Here is a 17,201-nt window from a genome sequence, read left to right as displayed (position 1 = left end):
GTGCGTACGCGGCATACAGAGCCGAATCGGGGGTCGTTTTACCGGACGTTAACCAATTTGCCGGCAAAGAGGTGCCGTTCAGGGGGAATCTTCAAACCGATGCGCTCGATCTATCCATCCGCTGCCGTGCTCGCGTCCAAGTTCACGCTGGTTTCGTCGCTGCGTGCACAGGGGTTCGCCCTCGCCAATGCCGGGCAGAAGCCGGGTGCCGGCGACGTGTTCCTGGTCATGGAAGGCGAAGTGCCGCCGATCGCCGCGCGCACGCTGGTGCTGGCCGACGGTCCGGCAAGCGCCACGCCGTTCGCCGACGGCCGCCCGGCCCGCCTGTCCTATTCGCACGCCGACACCGAACTGGCCCATGCCTTTGCCGCAGCGCTGCTGTGCGGCCGGCACGAAGCGGTGGCCGCGGATCCCGAGAGCCTCGCGCTCCAGGCGCTGGCCCGCCGCGTCGCCGCCGCCGACATCACCGTGCTGGTGAACGGTCCGACCGGCACCGGCAAGGAAGTGCTGGCCCGCACCATCCATGCCGAAAGTGCCCGTGCCGACGGCCCGTTCATCGCGATCAACTGCGCGGCACTCCCCGAAACCATGCTCGAAGCGATGCTGTTCGGCCATGTGAAGGGCGCGTTCACCGGTGCCGGCGCGGCGGGCGAAGGCTTTTTCCGCGCGGCGCATGGCGGCACGCTGCTGCTCGACGAAATCGCCGAGATGCCGCTGCCGCTGCAGGCCAAGCTGCTGCGCGTGTTGCAGGAGCGCGAAGTCGTGCCGATCGGCGCGACGCAGGCCGAAGCGGTCGACGTCCGCGTCGTCGCCTGCGCCAATCGCGACCTGCAGGACGAAGTGGCGGCGGGCCGGTTCCGCGCCGACCTCTATTACCGGCTGAGCGTCTTCCCGCTCGCCACCCGTGCGCTCAACGAGCGGACCGGCGACGTCGCCGCACTCGCCGCCGCGATGGTGGTGCGCCATGCCGGGATGCGCGCCACGCTGCCGTGGATTTCGGACGAGGCGCTGGCGATGCTGGTGCGCCACGACTGGCCGGGCAATGCCCGCGAGCTGGAGAATGTGATCCAGCGCGCGCTGCTGCTGGGCATGGGCGACCGCATCGAGGCGCACGACATCGTGTTCGACCGGGCGAGCGCCAACAGCAACGCCGCCCCGGCGCTGCGCAGCGTCGAGCCGGTGGCGGGGACGCTCACCAACATCGTCCAGATCCACGAGTTCGCGGCGATCCGCCGCACGCTGGAGGAATGCGGCGGTAACCGGATCGAGACCGCCCGGCGGCTGGGGATTTCGGAGCGTACGCTCCGCTACCGCCTCGCCAAGGCGCGTGAGGCCGGCGAAGTGCTCGGGCAGGCTCCGGCGGCCCAGTCGATGGCGGCGTCGGCATGAGCGGCGTCGGCGGTGTCGGCGGCGCGATGGGCGTCGACCGGGTGATGCAGCTCCGTGCGCAGATCCTCGAGCGCAACCAGGCGCTGTCCAAGGCGAATGCGCAGGTCGCGGCCGCCCCGGTGCCGGCCGAGCCGGCGAAGCCGACCAGCTTCGCCGATGCGATGGGCGACGCGCTGAAGGGCGTGAACCAGCAGCAGAACAAGGCGAGCGAACTCTCGGCAATGTACGAACGCGGCGAGACCGTGGACATCGCCAAGGTGATGATGGCGCGCCAGCAGGCATCGGTCGGCTTCGAAGCCACGATGCAGGTCAGGAACAAACTCTTGTCCGCCTACAAGGACATCATGAGCATGCCGGTCTGATATGGAAAACGCACTCGCCACCACCGGTGCAGGCGGCGTTCCCGCCGCTGCGGCCCCCGCCAAATTCGCCAACCCGCTGACGCAGATCGGCGGGATCATGAAGAATCCTGCGGTCAAGCGCAGCCTGCCGATGATCTTCATCGTCGGGCTGGTGCTGTCGGCGGCGCTGGCGTGGATGGCACTGGCCACCCCGCCGCAGCGCACGCTGTTCCCGCAACTGCCCGACAGCGACAAGCAGGCGGTGGTCGACGCGCTGGGCGCGGCGAAGATCAGCAGCAGCGTCGACGACTCCGGCGGGATCACCGTTGCCGAGGACGATTATCACCGCGCACGCATCCTGCTGGCCGGCCAAGGCCTGCCCAAGGCGGCACCGGGCGGCTATGCGATCCTCGACCAGCTGCCGATGGGCGTGTCCCGCGCGGTCGAGGGCGAGCGGCTGCGCCAGGCGCGCGAGACCGAACTGGCCAAGTCGATTGGCGAGATCGAATCGGTGGCGGACGCCCGCGTCCACCTCGCGATGCCCGAAAGCTCGGTGTTCGTGCGCGACAATGCGCAGCCGTCCGCTTCGGTCATCGTCCGCCTCGAACCCGGCCGGAGTCTCACGCAGGCGCAGGTCCGTTCGATCGTGAACCTCGTCGCCAGCTCGGTGCCGGGGATGAAGGCCGATCAGGTGACGATCATCGACCAGATGGGCGCGCTGCTGAGCAAGCCGACCGATGGCAGCGAAGGTTCGACCCTGTCGGGCGAGCGGATCGATTATCAGCGCCGCATCGAGGACAAGTATCGTGCGCAGCTCAACACGCTGCTGACCCCGCTGCTGGGTGCCGGCAACTTCTCCGCCGAGATTCAGGCGGACGTCGATCTCGACGAGAGCCAGGCGACGCGCGAAAGCTATGACAAGCAGGGCGTGGTCCGCGCCGAACAGGGCACGTGGGCCGGCAACACCCCCGGCGAGACGACGCCTGGCGGCATCCCCGGCGCGCTGAGCAACACGCCGCCCGCCGCATCGACGCTGGCGACCGCCACGCCGGGTCCGGCCGGTGCCACGGTACAGCCCGGCACCGCCGCAGGTGCCCCGGCACCGGTCAAGACCAGCGAGAATTTCAACCGCGCCTACGACCTGGGCAAGGAAGTGTCGGTGACCCGCGCCGCGCCGGGATCGATCCGTCGTCTGTCGGTCGCCGTGCTGCTGCGCGAACCCGAAGGTGCGAAGCCCCGCACCCCGGCCGAAATCCAGCAGATCAACGATCTGGTGAAGGCGGCGGTCGGCTATAACCAGCAGCGCCAGGATACCGTGACGGTCATCAGCCGCAAATTCTCGCCCGAAGCGGTGGCTGGCGACGTCGTCCGCCCGTGGTACGATGCCGACTGGGTGCCGATGGCGGCACGGAACGGCACCGCGCTGATCATCGCGCTGCTGGTCCTCTTCATGGGCGTCCGCCCGATGGTGAAGGCGATCAACAAGCGGCGCGAGGCCGATGCCGCCGCGTCCAGCGCCGCTGCCGCCGCCGCGCTTGCCGCACCGGCCGGCCCGATCCCCGGCGCCGCCGAACAGGTGAGCATGGAGATGCTGGAGAGCGCGCGCAGCTATGACGACCGCGTCGGGCTGGTCCGCGGCTTCACCCGCGACAATCCGGCACGCGCCGCACTCGCGATCCGCGACATGATCCAGTCGGACGCCAAGCAGTGAACGCCCCCGCCCGTATCCACAACGGCGTCGAACGCGCCGCCGTCCTGATGATGCTGGTCGGCGAGGACGAAGCCGCCGCGATCCTGCAGAAGCTGGACCCCGAAGAGGTGCAGCAACTGGGCAAGGCGATGTTCAGCGTCGCCGATGTCAGCGAGGACGAGGTGACCGTGGTACTCGACGATTTCGTCGAGAAGGCGCGCGAGCGCACCACCGTCGGGTTCGACCCCCGTCCGCATATCGAACAGGTGATGAACCGCGCACTGGGCGCGGACAAGGCGGAGAGCGTGCTGGCCCGTATCACGCCGGTCGAAACCGCCTGCGCGATCGAGCTTCTCGACTGGATGGACGCGGCCGAGATCATCAGCCTGATCAAGGACGAACATCCGCAGATCGCCGCGGTGCTGCTCGCCAATCTCGAACCCGGCATCGCCGCGCAGGTCCTCGAAGGGCTGCCCGAAGCCGTGCAGCCGCAGATCCTGCACCGCATCGCCAAGCTGGGCCCGATCCAGCCCGAGGCGATCGAGACGCTGAAGTCGATGCTGTCGCGGCGGATGACCGGGCGGACCAGCGGCACCGGCGTGCAGCTGGGCGGGGCCAAGGATGCCGCCAAAATCCTGTCGTCGGGCCGCAAGGCGACCGAGACGCGGGTCATGCCGAAACTGGCCAAGATCGACCGCGACATCGCGCGCCAGATCGAGGACCAGCTGTTCGTCTTCGACAACCTGCTGGAGATGGACGACAAGAATCTGGGCGTGCTGATCCGCAACGTTGACAGCGACATGCTGGTCCGCGCGCTGAAGGGCGTGGACGAGACGGCACGTGGTCGCTTCCTCGGTTGCATGTCGGCACGCGCCGCCGACGGCATCCGCGACGAGATGGAAGCGCGTGGTCCCATGAAGCTGGCCGAGGTGCTCGACGCGCAGAAGGGCGTCATCACCGTGGCGCGCCAGCTGGCCAAGGACGGGACGATCATGATGGGCGGCGGCGACGACGATTATGTTTGAGAGCGCCGCCTCCTCCCCCGCCAACGGCTTCGTCGCGGGCTTTGCCAGCCGCCATGTCGCCGCCGCCGACATCCTGGCGCGCGCGTTCGGCACGCCCGATCCGTTCGCGGCGACCGGCGTGATGCCGGTGCGCCCGGTCGATTTCGGCGCGACCGCGACGACCGGTGGACCCAAGCATTTCCGCCCGGCCGATCCGGATGCCAACCCGACCGAGGGCTGGGACCCGTTTTCGACCGTGGTCGACGAGGTCGCATCGACGCTGGACCCGGTGGCCGAGGCGCATGCCGCGGGCTATGCCGAGGGTCTTGCCGCCGCGGCCGCCGCCAGCCAGTCGGACGCCGCGCGCGACCATGCGCTGCTCGCCAGGCTGGCCGAGGCGCTGGGCACCGCGACCCATGTCGACCGCGAAGCGATGGCGACCAAGCTGCGCCAGACGGTGCTGACCTTGGTCCGCCAGATCGTCGGCGAAGTCGGCGTCTCGGCCAATCACCTGATCGAGCGAATCGACGCCGCCGCCGACCTGTTGGCCGACGGTACCGAATCGGCGATCCTGCGGATGCACGAGGCCGATATCGCGCTGGTCGAGGGCAAGCTGCCCAAGGCGGTGTTCCCGGTCGCCGACGCCCATGTCGAGCGTGGCGGCTTCATCCTAGAATCCGCCTCGACCGTGGTCGAAGACGGGCCGTCGCTCTGGCTGGAGCAGCTGGGCGCGGCGATCGAAACCGTACCGGTGCCCCGCTGATGCTGAACCGTTTCGCAGGCGATTATATCGACGCCCTCGCCCCCACCGATTTCCGTCCGCGCGCACGCGTCGCCGGCCGCCTCGCCAGCTATGACGGGCTGTTGATGGAAGCGGTCGGGTTGTCGCTGCCGGTCGGCACGGTGTGTCAGGTCGGCACCGGCGATGGCAGTTTCGTCGAAGCCGAGGCGATCGGGTTTCGTAACGGCCGTACGCTGATGATGAATCTGGGCGGCCCGGCGCCGCTGCTGCCCGGTGCGCTGGTGCGGCCGGGCGACAAGCCGGGCGAGGCCCAGGTCGGCGAGGCGCTGCTCGGCCGGGTGGTCGATGGTGCCGGCAAGCCGATCGACGGCAAGGGTCCGATCCGCGGCGCCGGCCGCTGGCCGCTGGCCGGACGTATCCAGTCGCCGCTCGACCGCGGCCGCGTGCTCGAACCGATGGATGTCGGCGTCCGCGCGATCAACGGGTTGCTGACGATCGGTCAGGGCCAGCGCGTCGGGATCATGGCCGGGTCGGGCGTCGGCAAGTCGGTGCTGCTGGGCATGATGGTCCGCGCCGCCAAGGCCGATGTGATCGTCGTCGGCCTGATCGGCGAGCGCAGCCGCGAAGTCTCCGACTTCCTCGAAACGAAATTGAAGGGCGATGCCCGCGCGCGATCGGTCGTGGTCGCGGTGCCGGCAAACCATTCGCCGGTGCTGCGCATTCGTGGCGCGCTGCGGGCGACCGCGATTGCCGAAGCATTCCGCGAACAGGGCAAGAAGGTCCTGCTCATCATCGATTCGCTGACCCGCGTCGCCCATGCCGGGCGTGAGATCGGGCTGGCGCTGGGCGAGCCGGCATCGGCACGCGGCTATCCGCCGAGCGCCATCGCGATGCTGCCGGGGTTGATCGAGCGGGCGGGCACCTGTGTCCGCACCGGCGGGTCGATCACCGCGATCTATACCGTGCTGGCCGATGGCGACGACAATAGTGATCCCGTCGTTGATTCGGCGCGCTCGATCCTCGACGGCCATATCGTACTGAGCCGGCAACTGGCCGAGCGCGGCGTGTATCCGGCGATCGATCTGGGTCCGTCGGTCAGCCGCGTGATGACCGATATCGCCGACAAGCCGCATCTGGCCGCCGCGCGGGTGCTGCGCCGGCATCTGGCGACGTACGAGGAAAATCGCGACCTCGTGTTGATGGGCGCCTATCGCCCCGGCACCGATGCCGCGATCGACGGCGCGCTGGCCGCGCATCCCGCGGTCATGGAATATGTGAAGCAGGATTCGGACGAGATCGTCTCGCTCGACGATGCCGTCGCCGAACTGGTGGGGGTGTTCGGTGGCTGACAAGGCGAAGCGCCTGTCGCGCGTGCTGCGCGTCCGCACGATGCAGCTGAACCTGACCCAGGCCGAGGAAGTGCGCGCCGCCGCCCGCGTCGCCGATGAGATCGCACTGCGCGAACGCATCCTCAACCTGGCGCACGCCGTGTCGCCGGTACCGACGCCGAGCGCCAGCGCGCAGACGCTGGGCGCCGCCGCGCACTATCGCGAGAAACTGCACGCCACCGCGCAGGTGGTCGAACGCCGTGTGGCGCAGGCCGATGATGGGCTGATTCGCGCAAGGTCGGCGACGATGGCGGCCAAGCGCGACCAGAGCGCGGTCGAAAAGCTGCTGGGGCGCGCGCATGCCGCGCGTGCGCTACGCGAACTCCGCGCGCTGGAGAACGCACCGCCAGTGCGCCGTCCAAATCGGCACGATCCTTGCTGATCGACCGGTCGAACGCTTGACGGATCGACCTATGCAGCTGCTCTCCGCCCTTACCAGCACCACTTCCCCGCTCGCGATGCAGGCGATGCCGGTCGTCGCCCCGCAGACGGCCGACTTCGCGGCATTGCTGGCCGGCATGGCGCCGGGCGAGGCGATGGCGGCAGCGGCGGCGCCGGACGTACGGCAGTTCGCTGCCCTGCCCGGCAAGGGTTTGCCGCCGGTTGCCTTGGGCGAAGTGGCGGACGCGACGCCGGTGCTGCCGGTCACGGCGACCGAGGCGGTGTCGATGCTGCCCGCCGCGCTGGCCGATCCGAAGGTCGCCGTGCCGGTGATTGCCGCCGCGGTCGGCGCGCCGGCAAAGCTGCTGCCCGAGCAAGACGCCCCGCCGCCCGAACCCGAAAAACCGGCCGTGATCGTGCTGTCGACCCCGCCGCGCTTCGCCCTGCCGCTGCCGCGCGGGCGCAAGCTGGAGGCGGAGGTGCCGCGCGAACAGCCCCCCGAGCCGGCGGACGAGGGCGATGCGGAGACGGTCGCTTCCGACCCGGTGCCGGTGCCGGTGCCGGTGCCCGAGGTTGTGGTTGCCGCCGATCCGGTCGTGCGTGCGGATATCGTGCTGCCCGCGCCGCCGCGCGTTGCCCATGCGGCGGACGCATCGCCACCGGCGCAAACGATCCTCGAAGACGGATCGGTGGTCGCTGCCGATCCGACGACGCCGATGCGTCCGGCGAAGCGCACTGGAAAGGCTCCCATCGCATCGCCTGCCATGCCGGTAGCGTCGGCAGTACCGCAGGCGGTCGATGCCCGGGCCGTCGGTCGCTCCGCACCTCCAGCGGTCGCTGGCTCCCCGGCGAGCGGGACCGCACCGCTGCCCGGCGAGCCGGTTCCCGCATCGACAGCAACAGCGGCGCTCGCGCCGATGGCGACCCCGACTTCGACGGAGCAGGTGCCGCCCGCCATCGGACGGACCACGCCGCTACAAGCGGATGGCGTCGTTCCGGTCCACATCGTCGTGCCGCCGCAGGGCGATGCTGCGATCGCGGCCGACCCGCTGTCGCCGCTTGCCACTCCTGCGCGGACGGCGCCGTTCGATGCGGAGGCGATCGTCCGTCCGGCCGCACCCCGCGTGCAGGCGGCGGCGAATGGGCTCCGCGCTGGCGCCGAGTCAGGACTTGCGCCGCGCGATGCCAGGTCGCCGGTTCAGCGGCAGGCCCCGATCTGGGATATCGCGGAGCCCGTTCGACCGGTCCGCGATGCCGTGGCACCGACACCGCAAGCGGCCTCTGCCTTCGAGATAGCCGAGTCCGGTCCGCCGGCGCGAGACACCGCGGTGCCGGTACCGCAACAGGCTTCGATCAGCGACATGCCCGCCCCCGTCATTACCATTGCCGATCCCATTGCCGCGCAACCCGCGATTATCGGCGCAGCACGCTCCGCGCGCCCTACACCGGCATCGGTACGGCAGCAGCCAGCAATCACGGAACGCCTAGCGGCCGCGCCGGCACTGCCGCTGGCCGAAGCGCCCGCCATCCAGGCGTTGGCAGGTGCGGCGGTTCGGACGTTGCCGAGCGACAATGCCGTCGGCCGGTCGGTGCTTGGCGGCACGCTACGCCAGCCGGAGGCGGACGCCATGCCCAGCGAAGCGCAGCCGGCGATTGCTGCCGACGCAGGTACGCCCGTGCCTTCGCTCGTTACCGCCCAGCCCATCGCGATACCGACACCGGCCGCCACGGCGCCTGCCTCCGCGAACGATCCGATCGCATCGACCGTCACCCGTTTCGATCCGATCGCAATAGCCGCCCGCAGGGCACCGACTGCGATCCCGCGTCAGCCCGGCGTCGACGTGCCGCATAGCGATGCCGCGCCGGCAGCGGTCGCTCCAATTTCGGTTTCGGTGGCCAACACTGCACCGGTCGCCGCCGAAGCACCGACGCAGCCCGTTCCGCAGGCGATCGCCTCGCCGCTGCCCGGCGTGACGACACAGCCGCTCGCCGACGCCGCCCAGGTTCGCCAGCCGATTGCGGGCGAAGCCGCCGCGCCGGTCGTGTCCGTGGCGCCGCATGCCGACCCGGTCGCCAAAGCCGCACCGGTGACCCGCATCGCCATGCCGACGCCGAGCGCCGAATCGGTCGCCGCGCCGGCGATCGTCGATGCCGCCGCGCCGGCATCCCGCGCGCGGCGGGACGAGGATGCACCGGCGCTGCCGACCGCCACGGCCGGTACACTCGACCCGGTCGTGCTGCGCCCGGTCGCCGCACCGGTGCAGGCCGGCCAGCCGACGCTCGACACCCGCCAGCCGCAATGGATGGAGGGGATGATCGACCGGATCGAGACGCTGCGCGAGTCGGCCGGCACGAACGGCGAGACGCGCATCCGCCTGTCGCCCGATGCGCTCGGCGATGTCGAGATCGCGATCCGCACGTCCGACGACGGCAAGGTCCATATCCATTTCAACAGCGAGAACGCCGATGCCGGCCGCCTGCTGGCCGACGCCCAGCCGCGGCTGGTGCAGCTGGCCGAAGCGCGCGGGCTGAAGCTTGGTGGCATGCAGGTCGATGTCGGCACGCAGCAACAGCCATCGCAGCGGCAGGCGCAGGAGCAGGGCAACGCCCCGCCCCGCGCCCCGCGATCGGCGACGACCACCGCCGCACCGCCATCCACGAACGATAATCAACGAATCGCCTGAGGAACCACGACATGAGCGACAAGGACGCGCCGGACGAAAAGCCGGCCAAGAAGAAGGGTCAGCTGGGCAAGATCGTCGTGATGGCGGTCGGGGTGCTCGTGCTGCTGGGCGGGGGCGTCGGGGCGGGGCTGTATGCCAGCTCGTCCGGCCTGATCGGCGGCGGCCATGCCAAGGAAGGCGAGCATGCGGAAAAGAAGGACCTGCCCAAGCTGGTCCCCAAGTCCGAGGAAGTGAAGGCCAGCGGCGGCGAGGGCGGCGAAGGCGGCGGCGGCCACGGCGGCGGCGGTGAGGGCGAAGGCGGCGGCGACGCGGCGGCCAACAACGGCGAAGGCGGCAAGCCGACGCCCGAGATGGAAGGCGGCGATCGCTATGCATCGAGCTATTACGCGATGGACAAGGAGTTCACCTCCAACCTGACCGACAGCGTGCATTTCATCCAGGTCGGCGTCGCCATTTCGACGTCCTATGACCACAAGGTGCTCGACAACCTCAAGACGCATGAGATCGCGGTCCGATCGGCGATCCTGCTGGCGCTGGGCGAGACGACCGAGGATCAGGTGTTCACCGCCGACGGCAAGAAACAGCTGTCGTTGCGCATCAAGAAGGCGATCAACGACACGCTGGAGCAAAAAGAGGGCTTTGGCGGCATCGGTAACGTTTATTTTACCCAATTTGTCGTTCAGTAAACGGGCATGGTTAACAGCCCGTCCACCACTGCGCCCGAGCGCCGCGAACGAGCCCGCCGGACTCCGCCGGCGTCGCACGTGCCCAGCCTAGGCGCGGCGAACCTCAACCCGTTCGGCGACCTCCACGCGCTGGAGCATCTGTCGGCACGCATGGCGCGGTCGATGCGGCAGGTGTTCGAGCCGTTGCTCCGGCGCGGGGTGCGCAGCTGGTCCGAACCGGTCGAGGTCGATCGATTCGCGGGCTATGTCGCCGCACGGCGCGCCGACAAGCTGACCGGATGGGTGCCGATGACGCTGTCGACCGGGGGCAGCCCGGCGATCATCGTGTTCGACGGCGCGTTCCTGCTCGAAGTGCTCGACATCTTCTTCGGCGGGTTCGGCGAAGCCCCCTCCCCGCTGCCGGTCGAATTTTCGCCGGCGGCCGAAGCGATGCTGCGTCGGCTGGCGGGCGCGATCGCCACCCCGCTGGGCGAGGCATGGGGGCCGCTGGCCGGCATCGGCTTCGAACCCGGCAATCCCGAATCGAACCCGGCGATGATGGGCGCGATCGATGGCGAGGACGCGGTGATCGCGACCCGATTCGGTATCGCATCGGGTGAGGGCGAGCCGACCTTCATCGATATCCTCTATCCGGTCGCGGCGCTGAAACCGCATGCGCCGCAGCTGTCGACCAAGGTGCATGGCAAGAGCGCGCCCGATCCCAAATGGCTGTCGGGCCTGACGCGTGCGGTGATGGGCGTGAAGCTGCCGGTCCGTTCGGTGCTGGCCGAACCGGTCGTGTCGCTGGCGATGTTGCTCGAACTGAAGGAAGGCGACATCATACCGATCAGTTTCGGGCCGCAGGTACCGGTATGGGTCGCCAACCGGCGGCTGGGCACCGGCACGGTCGGCACCGCCAACGGACAGGCCGCGATCAAGCTGAACACCATCGACCCCGGTTTCGAAGAGGAATTCCAATGAACGAGATGACCGGTGGCTTCCCCGCCGAAGCGTCGCTCGCCACCAATTTCAAGCTGTTGCAGGATGTCGACGTCCGGCTGACGGTAGAGATCGGATCGACCCAGCTGACGCTGCGCGAATTGCTGGCGCTGAGCGAATCGAGCGTGATCGAGCTGGACCGCGCCGCCAACGAACTTCTCGACGTGTTCGTCAACGGCACGCTGATCGGACGCGGCGAGGTGGTGACCGTCGGCGACCGCTTCGGCGTGCGGATGACCGAACTGGTCAGCCCGGACAAGCGGGTCAGCCGCTGATGATGTGGTCGTACATCCTGAAGCTGGTCATCCTGCTGCCGCTGGTCTGCGGGCTGATGATCGGCTGCCTGTATCTGTGGCGTCGCCTCGAAGCGCGGATGCCGGGCAATCAGGGCGAACGGCTGGTCAAGGTGCGCGAGACGATGATGGTGTCGACCGGCACCAAGATCGCGGTGCTGGAGTTCGACGACCGGCTGTTGCTGGTATCGGTCAGCCGTAACGGGGTCACGCTGCTGGACCGGGGCGACAAGTGAGCGTTCTGGGGGGGAAGCTGAAGCCGGTGCTGGCACGGATGCGCTATCGGCCGTCGCCGGTTGCCGCCGCACGCCGCAGGACGATGGCGACCGTGCCGACGCCGGTCGTAAAGGTGCGCCGCCCGTCGCGCACGCTGCCGCACTGGCGGTTCGAGATCGTGCTGGCGGTGCTCGGCATCGCGCTGATGCTGTTCCTTGCGGTGCCGGCGATGGCGCAAGGCGTGCCCGCCGCGCCTGCCCCGACCCCCGGGGCCGCTGATGCGCTCGACCGGGCGCTGGGGCAGCTGGGTGGGGGCAATGACGCGCCGATGGCGCTGTCGCTGCAGATCCTCATCATCATGGGGCTGTTGTCGATCCTGCCCAGCATCCTGCTGATGATGACCAGTTTCACCCGGATCATCATCGTGCTGGCGGTACTGCGCCAGGCGCTGGGGCTGCAACAGACGCCGCCCAACCAGGTGCTGATCGGGCTGTCGCTGTTCCTGTCGCTGTTCGTGATGTCGCCGGTGATCGGGCGGATCAACGAAACCGCGATCAAGCCCTATGCGGCCGGGCAGATCAATTCGACGCAGATGATCGAGGCGGCAAGCCTGCCGCTCCATTCGTTCATGCTGAAGCAGACCCGGACCAAGGACGTGACGATGTTCGCGCAGATGGCCAAGACCGGCCCGATCGCGACGCCGGCCGACACGCCGTTTTCGATCCTGTTGCCCGCCTTCGTCACCAGCGAACTCAAGACCGCGTTCCAGATCGCGTTCCTGATCTTCCTGCCGTTCATCGTCATCGACCTGGTGGTCGCGACGGTCCTGATGTCATTGGGCATGATGATGTTGTCGCCGACGATCATCTCGCTGCCGTTCAAATTGCTGCTGTTCGTGCTGGTCGATGGCTGGGCATTGACCATGGGCAGCCTTGCCGCCTCTTTCGGGACGTAACGCCATGGACGCAGGCTATTTCATGACCGTCGCGCGTGAGGCGATGTGGGTGCTGGCGCTGGTCGCGGCACCCATTCTCATTCCGGCGCTGCTGTCCGGGCTGATCCTCGGCATGATCCAGGCGGCGACGTCGATCAACGAACAGACGCTGTCGTTCGTGCCGAAACTGGCGGTGGTCGGCATCAGCCTTGCGGTATTCGGGGGGATGATCCTCGGGCTGCTGAGCGATTTCACGACGAGTATCTTCGAGCGGATTCCGGATCTGGTGCGGTGACGTTCGCTCGCTCTCCCTCCGTTATTCCGGCGGAGGCCGGAATCCATGGATGGGGGGACGGTTGCGCGCCTTCGATGACACCCGACACAATGGATTCCGGCCTTCGCCGGAATGACGGGGTTGGTGAGGCGACCGGTTCTCCCGCCTCCTGCCGTACCCCCGCGCAAGCGGGGGTCCAGAGCCCCGGGCGTTGGCGTTCGTGGCTCTGGGCCCCCGCCTGCGCAGGGGCACGGATGCGCGCGGTTGGAGCGCGACCGCCATGCTAGGCTTCGGCCTCGCGGTCGAGCCGCAGCTTTGGGCGCTGCTCTTCACCATGGTCCGCATCGGCGCTGCGTTCATCGTCGCGCCGGTGTTCGGCGCGGTGGCGATGCCGGTGCAGGTGCGCGTGCTGTTGTCCGCCGCGATCTCGATACTGGTGCTCAAGGCGCAGCCGTTCGCGATCCCGACCGAGATTTTTTCGCTCACCACCTTCCTCAGCATCGCCGCCGAGGGTCTGGTCGGGCTTGCCATCGGTTTCGTGCTGCAGATCGCATTCGCCGCGCCGCTGATCGCCGCGGAGGTCATCGGCATTTCGATGGGCATCGGTTTCGCGGCGATGGTCGATCCGCAGAACGGGGCGCAGAGCCCGGCGCTGGGCACTTTCCTATCGGTGCTGCTGACGCTGTTGTTCCTCTCGCTCGACGGGCATCTGCTGCTGATCGACCTGATCGTGCGGTCCTATGAACTGCTGCCGCCGGGCGCGGCGTGGCTCACCCCGGCGAAGCTGGAGAATATCGCGATCTTCGGCGGATACGCGTTCATGTCTGGACTGCTGCTGGCGCTGCCGGTCGGGTTCCTGCTGCTGTGCCTCAACCTCGTGATGGGGATGTTGTCGCGCTCGGCCCCCGCGCTCAACCTGTTCGCGGTCGGGCTTCCGGCCAGCCTGTTCGTCGGGGTGGTCGCGTTGTTCGTCGGCTTGCCGGCGATGACCGATTACATGCTGGTCATCGTGCAGGAGGCGCTGGATGCCGCCAATACGCTGGTACTGGGGGGCGTGCGTTGAGCGAGGATAAAACCGAAAGTCCAACCCAGAAGCGCCTCGACAAGGCGCGCGAAGACGGCGACGTCCTCAAGTCCAAAGAGCTGGGCGCGGCGCTGGTGATCCTTGCGGGTTGTGCGTGGCTGGCGCTGCTCGGGCCGTCGCTGGTCGGGGCGTGCAAGGCGATCATGACCGCCAGCTTCAGTTTCGGCCGCGCGGACGTCGAGGACTTCCAGCCATGGCGCCCGCTGATCGAGGCGGGATGGAAGCTGCTGCCGTCGCTGGGCGGTATCCTCGCGCTCGCGGTATCGGCCAGCATCCTCGCGCAGGCGGGACTGACCGGCATCCGCTTCAACGGCGGTGCGCTGGCGCCAAAGGGGTCGCGGATCAACCCGGCGTCGGGGATGAAACGCATCTTCGGTACGCAGGGCTGGATCGAACTGGGCAAGTCGCTGCTAAAGGTCGTCCTGCTCGGCGCGATCGGCTATATCATGCTGAAAAAGGCGGCGGTCAGCTCGGTCGGGCTGGTGTCGTCGAACGTCGATCAGGCGGTCGGCGACCTGGGCGGCACGTTCCTGACGCTGTTGTTCGTGATGGCCGGCGGGCTGGTGCTGATCGCCGGGCTGGACGTGCCGCTGGCGATCTTCCAGCGGATGCAGCGCCTGCAGATGACCAAGCAGGAAGTCCGCGACGAGCACAAGGAAAGCGACGGCGATCCGCATGTGAAGGCGCAGATCCGTCAGCGCCGGCATGAGATTTTGAAGGGCGGTTTCCGGCAGGCGGTGGGCGAGGCGCAGGTCGTGCTGACCAACCCGACGCACTTCGCGGTCGCGCTCCGCTACGACCATGGCCGCGATCAGGTGCCGGTGGTGGTGGCCAAGGGCCGCGGCGCGACCGCGCTCGCCATCCGCGAACTGGCAGCGGAGGCCAAGGTGCCGATGCTCGAATATCCGCAGCTGGCGCGTGCCGTCTATTATACCAGCCGGCAAGGGCAGGAGATACGCGACGACCTGTACCTCGCCATCGCGACCGTCCTCGCCTTCGTCATGGGCGTCAATCGACAGGCGGGCGGCATCCAGCCGCCGGTGACCGTGCCCCAGGAAGCCCGCTACGACGAGAACGGCAATCTTTCGGTGAAATCTTCCTAAAGATTCGGGCTCCCGTGCCGTTGGATGGGGGAGAGCGACCGGGGATGAACGATGGCGATCACGACGACCAGTGCGACGGCCACCGCCACCACGGCCAAGACCGCCACGACGACCAAGGCGACCACCCCCAACCTTGCCAACGCATTGGGTGCGGGGTCGGGCGTCGACACGACCGCGCTGGTAAAGAGCCTGGTCGAGGCGCAGTTCGCCAACAAGAACGCGCTGCTGGCAAAGAAATCCGACACGCTGACCGCACAGATTTCGTCGGTCGCCGAATTGAAGTCGGGCATCACCGGCTTTTCCGCGGCACTCACTACGCTGGCCGAAACCGGTGGGCTGTCGACCCAGCTGAGCAGCAGCGGCGCGGCGGTCAAGGTATCGGTCGCCGCCGGATCGAAGGTCGCCAGCCTGAACGCCAGCGTGACCGTCGCCCGGCTGGCCACGTCGCAGGTCGCGGTGACCAAGGACACGTTCAGCACCACCGAATCGGTCGGCACCGGTACGCTGCAGCTGCAGCTCGGCAGCGTGCAGACCGACGGTACGTTCAAGGGCAATGGCACGACCATTCCGCCGATCACGATCACCGCGGGCGATGCGACCTCGCTGCAGAAGGTCGCCGACAAGATCACCGCCGCCAAGGCCGGCGTCACCGCCAGCGTCGTGACCGACGCCAATGGCCAGCGGCTCGTGCTGCGCAGCACCGACGGTGCGAACCAGGCGTTCACGATGACCGCGACGCCCGACAGCGGCAGCGCGACGCCGGGGCTGGAGCGGCTGAACGTCGATTTCGATGCCGATAACGGCGGTGCCGAGGTCGTGACTCGCGCGGGGAACGCGGTGTTCAGCATCGACGGCGTGCCGATGGTCAGCGCGTCGAACACCGTAACCGGAGCGCCCGGCGTCAAGCTGGAGCTGAAGGCGGTCACGACCGATACCGGTCCGGTGACGCTCAGTTCGTCCAAGCCGACCGAGGCGCTGACTGAGGCAGTGAACAACGTCGTCGCCGCCTATAACGAGATGCTGGCGTCGGTGAACAAGGCGACCGACCCGATCACCGGCGACCTGCGCGCCGATCCCGCGGCGGTGGCGATGAAGCGGGCGTTGCAGCGCCTGACGAGCGCCGACCTGACCGGCGCGACGGACGGCAGCCCGAAGACGCTGTCGTCGATCGGCGTCGCGACCAACAACGACGGCACGCTGCGCGTCGACAAGGACATGCTGACCCGCGCGCTGGCAAACAATCCCGATGCGGTCGAGGCGATGTTCGCCGCCGCCACCGGCACCGACGGCACGACCGGCACCAGCCTGCCCGCCGCGCTCAACCGGATCGCGGCGACCGCCAAGAGCACGACGCTGGGCCTGGGCGCCAGCGACAAGCGCTATGCCGAGGCACAGACCACGCTTGCCAAGGAACAGGCGAAGGTCGCCGAGCAGACCGACGCCACCTCGACCCGCATGACGCAGCAGTTCGCGGCGTCCGAAGCGCGCGTCGCCGCGTACAAGGCGCAGCAGACGTTCATGGAAAATCAGATCAAGATGTGGACGAGAAGCGAATAATGGCCCGCTATGCCACCGCCCTCGCCGGCGATCCCGCACAGACCTATCGCTCGGTCGACCTGGCCGCGCGCACCGGCGGCGCCGATCCGCACGCGCTGGTCGCGCTGTTGTACGAGGAAGCGATCCGCGCGCTGCGCTCCGCCGCCTGGGCGACGACCAACCGCCAATATGCGATGAAGGGCGAACGCGTGACCCGCGTGACCGCGATCCTGTTCGCGCTGGAAGCGGGGCTCGATTTCGACAAGGGCGGCGATTTGTCGCAGACGCTGTCGCGGCTCTATACGGGCCTGCGCGACCAGATCGTCAACGCCAGCATCGGGCAGGATCCGCAACCGTTCCTGAATGCCGCCACGTCGCTGACCGATATCGCCGAGGCGTGGGAAGCGGTAAGGCCGCGATAGGACGGACGACGGGGCGCCACTGGCGATAGCGACCTTTTCGTCACCCCGGACTTGAT

The 17,201-nt window shown here is 68.5% G+C and carries 18 protein-coding genes; all 18 read left to right on the top strand.

Annotated elements, in window-relative coordinates; genetic code table 11:
• Positions 1-99 precede the first annotated feature (99 nt).
• Positions 100-1,389, top strand: a complete 1,290-nt coding sequence (locus tag MF610_RS15350; protein WP_242199694.1) for a sigma 54-interacting transcriptional regulator — start codon at positions 100-102, stop codon at positions 1,387-1,389.
• Positions 1,386-1,751: a flagellar hook-basal body complex protein FliE gene (fliE, locus tag MF610_RS15345; RefSeq protein ID WP_242199692.1), complete on the top strand. Its 366-nt coding sequence runs from the start codon at positions 1,386-1,388 to the stop codon at positions 1,749-1,751. The genes MF610_RS15350 and fliE overlap by 4 nt, the downstream gene beginning before the upstream one ends.
• Before the next feature lies 1 nt (position 1,752).
• Positions 1,753-3,441 carry a flagellar basal-body MS-ring/collar protein FliF gene (fliF, locus tag MF610_RS15340; protein ID WP_242199686.1) on the top strand — a complete coding sequence of 563 codons (1,689 nt, stop codon included), beginning with the start codon at positions 1,753-1,755 and terminating at the stop codon, positions 3,439-3,441.
• Positions 3,438-4,445: a flagellar motor switch protein FliG gene (fliG, locus tag MF610_RS15335; protein ID WP_242199658.1), complete on the top strand. Its 1,008-nt coding sequence runs from the start codon at positions 3,438-3,440 to the stop codon at positions 4,443-4,445. The genes fliF and fliG overlap by 4 nt, the downstream gene beginning before the upstream one ends.
• Positions 4,438-5,187, top strand: coding sequence for a FliH/SctL family protein (locus tag MF610_RS15330; protein ID WP_242199655.1), 750 nt, complete (start codon positions 4,438-4,440; stop codon positions 5,185-5,187). Before fliG ends, MF610_RS15330 begins: the two co-directional genes overlap by 8 nt.
• The gene (locus MF610_RS15325) at positions 5,187-6,515 is read left to right on the top strand and encodes a FliI/YscN family ATPase (RefSeq protein ID WP_242199651.1); all 1,329 of its coding nucleotides are present in this window, start codon (positions 5,187-5,189) and stop codon (positions 6,513-6,515) included. The genes MF610_RS15330 and MF610_RS15325 overlap by 1 nt, the downstream gene beginning before the upstream one ends.
• Positions 6,508-6,936: a hypothetical protein gene (locus MF610_RS15320; protein ID WP_242199637.1), complete on the top strand. Its 429-nt coding sequence runs from the start codon at positions 6,508-6,510 to the stop codon at positions 6,934-6,936. Before MF610_RS15325 ends, MF610_RS15320 begins: the two co-directional genes overlap by 8 nt.
• Before the next feature lie 31 nt (positions 6,937-6,967).
• Positions 6,968-9,619 (top strand): flagellar hook-length control protein FliK, encoded by a 2,652-nt coding sequence (locus tag MF610_RS15315; RefSeq protein WP_242199634.1) that lies wholly within the window; start codon positions 6,968-6,970, stop codon positions 9,617-9,619.
• Positions 9,620-9,630: 11 nt separating this feature from the next.
• Positions 9,631-10,305, top strand: coding sequence for a flagellar basal body-associated FliL family protein (locus tag MF610_RS15310; protein ID WP_242199632.1), 675 nt, complete (start codon positions 9,631-9,633; stop codon positions 10,303-10,305).
• 78 nt (positions 10,306-10,383) lie between these two features.
• Entirely contained in the window at positions 10,384-11,265 is an 882-nt protein-coding gene (locus MF610_RS15305) for a flagellar motor switch protein FliM (protein ID WP_242199629.1), read from the top strand.
• Positions 11,262-11,558 (top strand): flagellar motor switch protein FliN, encoded by a 297-nt coding sequence (gene fliN / locus MF610_RS15300; RefSeq protein ID WP_242199628.1) that lies wholly within the window; start codon positions 11,262-11,264, stop codon positions 11,556-11,558. Before MF610_RS15305 ends, fliN begins: the two co-directional genes overlap by 4 nt.
• Entirely contained in the window at positions 11,558-11,812 is a 255-nt protein-coding gene (locus MF610_RS15295; protein ID WP_242199626.1) for a FliO/MopB family protein, read from the top strand. The genes fliN and MF610_RS15295 overlap by 1 nt, the downstream gene beginning before the upstream one ends.
• A 185-nt stretch (positions 11,813-11,997) precedes the next feature.
• Positions 11,998-12,747 (top strand): flagellar type III secretion system pore protein FliP, encoded by a 750-nt coding sequence (gene fliP / locus MF610_RS15290; protein WP_242200328.1) that lies wholly within the window; start codon positions 11,998-12,000, stop codon positions 12,745-12,747.
• A 4-nt stretch (positions 12,748-12,751) separates the two neighbouring features.
• Positions 12,752-13,021, top strand: a complete 270-nt coding sequence (gene fliQ, locus MF610_RS15285) for a flagellar biosynthesis protein FliQ (RefSeq protein ID WP_055758396.1) — start codon at positions 12,752-12,754, stop codon at positions 13,019-13,021.
• Positions 13,022-13,280: 259 nt separating this feature from the next.
• Positions 13,281-14,063: a flagellar biosynthetic protein FliR gene (gene fliR, locus MF610_RS15280; protein WP_242199623.1), complete on the top strand. Its 783-nt coding sequence runs from the start codon at positions 13,281-13,283 to the stop codon at positions 14,061-14,063.
• The gene (locus MF610_RS15275) at positions 14,060-15,187 is read left to right on the top strand and encodes an EscU/YscU/HrcU family type III secretion system export apparatus switch protein (protein ID WP_242199619.1); all 1,128 of its coding nucleotides are present in this window, start codon (positions 14,060-14,062) and stop codon (positions 15,185-15,187) included. The genes fliR and MF610_RS15275 overlap by 4 nt, the downstream gene beginning before the upstream one ends.
• Positions 15,188-15,238: 51 nt before the next feature.
• On the top strand, positions 15,239-16,744 hold the full coding sequence (gene fliD, locus MF610_RS15270) for a flagellar filament capping protein FliD (protein WP_242199616.1): 1,506 nt from the start codon (positions 15,239-15,241) through the stop codon (positions 16,742-16,744).
• Positions 16,744-17,145: a flagellar export chaperone FliS gene (locus MF610_RS15265; protein ID WP_242199613.1), complete on the top strand. Its 402-nt coding sequence runs from the start codon at positions 16,744-16,746 to the stop codon at positions 17,143-17,145. Before fliD ends, MF610_RS15265 begins: the two co-directional genes overlap by 1 nt.
• Positions 17,146-17,201 lie beyond the last annotated feature (56 nt).

The sequence above is a fragment of the Sphingomonas hankookensis genome, assembly GCF_022664465.1.
Lineage (GTDB): Bacteria > Pseudomonadota > Alphaproteobacteria > Sphingomonadales > Sphingomonadaceae > Sphingomonas > Sphingomonas hankookensis.
This window is presented reverse-complemented; position numbering and strand designations above follow the sequence as displayed.

Excerpts from the sequence above, each read along its gene's own strand:
- MF610_RS15350 (WP_242199694.1), top strand. The coding sequence starts at position 100 with ATGCGCTCGATCTATCCATCCGCTGCCGTGCTCGCGTCCAAGTTCACG.
- fliE (WP_242199692.1), top strand. The coding sequence starts at position 1,386 with ATGAGCGGCGTCGGCGGTGTCGGCGGCGCGATGGGCGTCGACCGGGTG.
- fliF (WP_242199686.1), top strand. The coding sequence starts at position 1,753 with ATGGAAAACGCACTCGCCACCACCGGTGCAGGCGGCGTTCCCGCCGCT.
- MF610_RS15330 (WP_242199655.1), top strand. The coding sequence starts at position 4,438 with ATGTTTGAGAGCGCCGCCTCCTCCCCCGCCAACGGCTTCGTCGCGGGC.
- MF610_RS15325 (WP_242199651.1), top strand. The coding sequence starts at position 5,187 with ATGCTGAACCGTTTCGCAGGCGATTATATCGACGCCCTCGCCCCCACC.
- MF610_RS15315 (WP_242199634.1), top strand. The coding sequence starts at position 6,968 with ATGCAGCTGCTCTCCGCCCTTACCAGCACCACTTCCCCGCTCGCGATG.
- MF610_RS15310 (WP_242199632.1), top strand. The coding sequence starts at position 9,631 with ATGAGCGACAAGGACGCGCCGGACGAAAAGCCGGCCAAGAAGAAGGGT.
- fliN (WP_242199628.1), top strand. The coding sequence starts at position 11,262 with ATGAACGAGATGACCGGTGGCTTCCCCGCCGAAGCGTCGCTCGCCACC.
- MF610_RS15295 (WP_242199626.1), top strand. The coding sequence starts at position 11,558 with ATGATGTGGTCGTACATCCTGAAGCTGGTCATCCTGCTGCCGCTGGTC.
- fliP (WP_242200328.1), top strand. The coding sequence starts at position 11,998 with ATGCTGTTCCTTGCGGTGCCGGCGATGGCGCAAGGCGTGCCCGCCGCG.
- fliQ (WP_055758396.1), top strand. The coding sequence starts at position 12,752 with ATGGACGCAGGCTATTTCATGACCGTCGCGCGTGAGGCGATGTGGGTG.
- fliR (WP_242199623.1), top strand. The coding sequence starts at position 13,281 with ATGCTAGGCTTCGGCCTCGCGGTCGAGCCGCAGCTTTGGGCGCTGCTC.
- fliD (WP_242199616.1), top strand. The coding sequence starts at position 15,239 with ATGGCGATCACGACGACCAGTGCGACGGCCACCGCCACCACGGCCAAG.
- MF610_RS15265 (WP_242199613.1), top strand. The coding sequence starts at position 16,744 with ATGGCCCGCTATGCCACCGCCCTCGCCGGCGATCCCGCACAGACCTAT.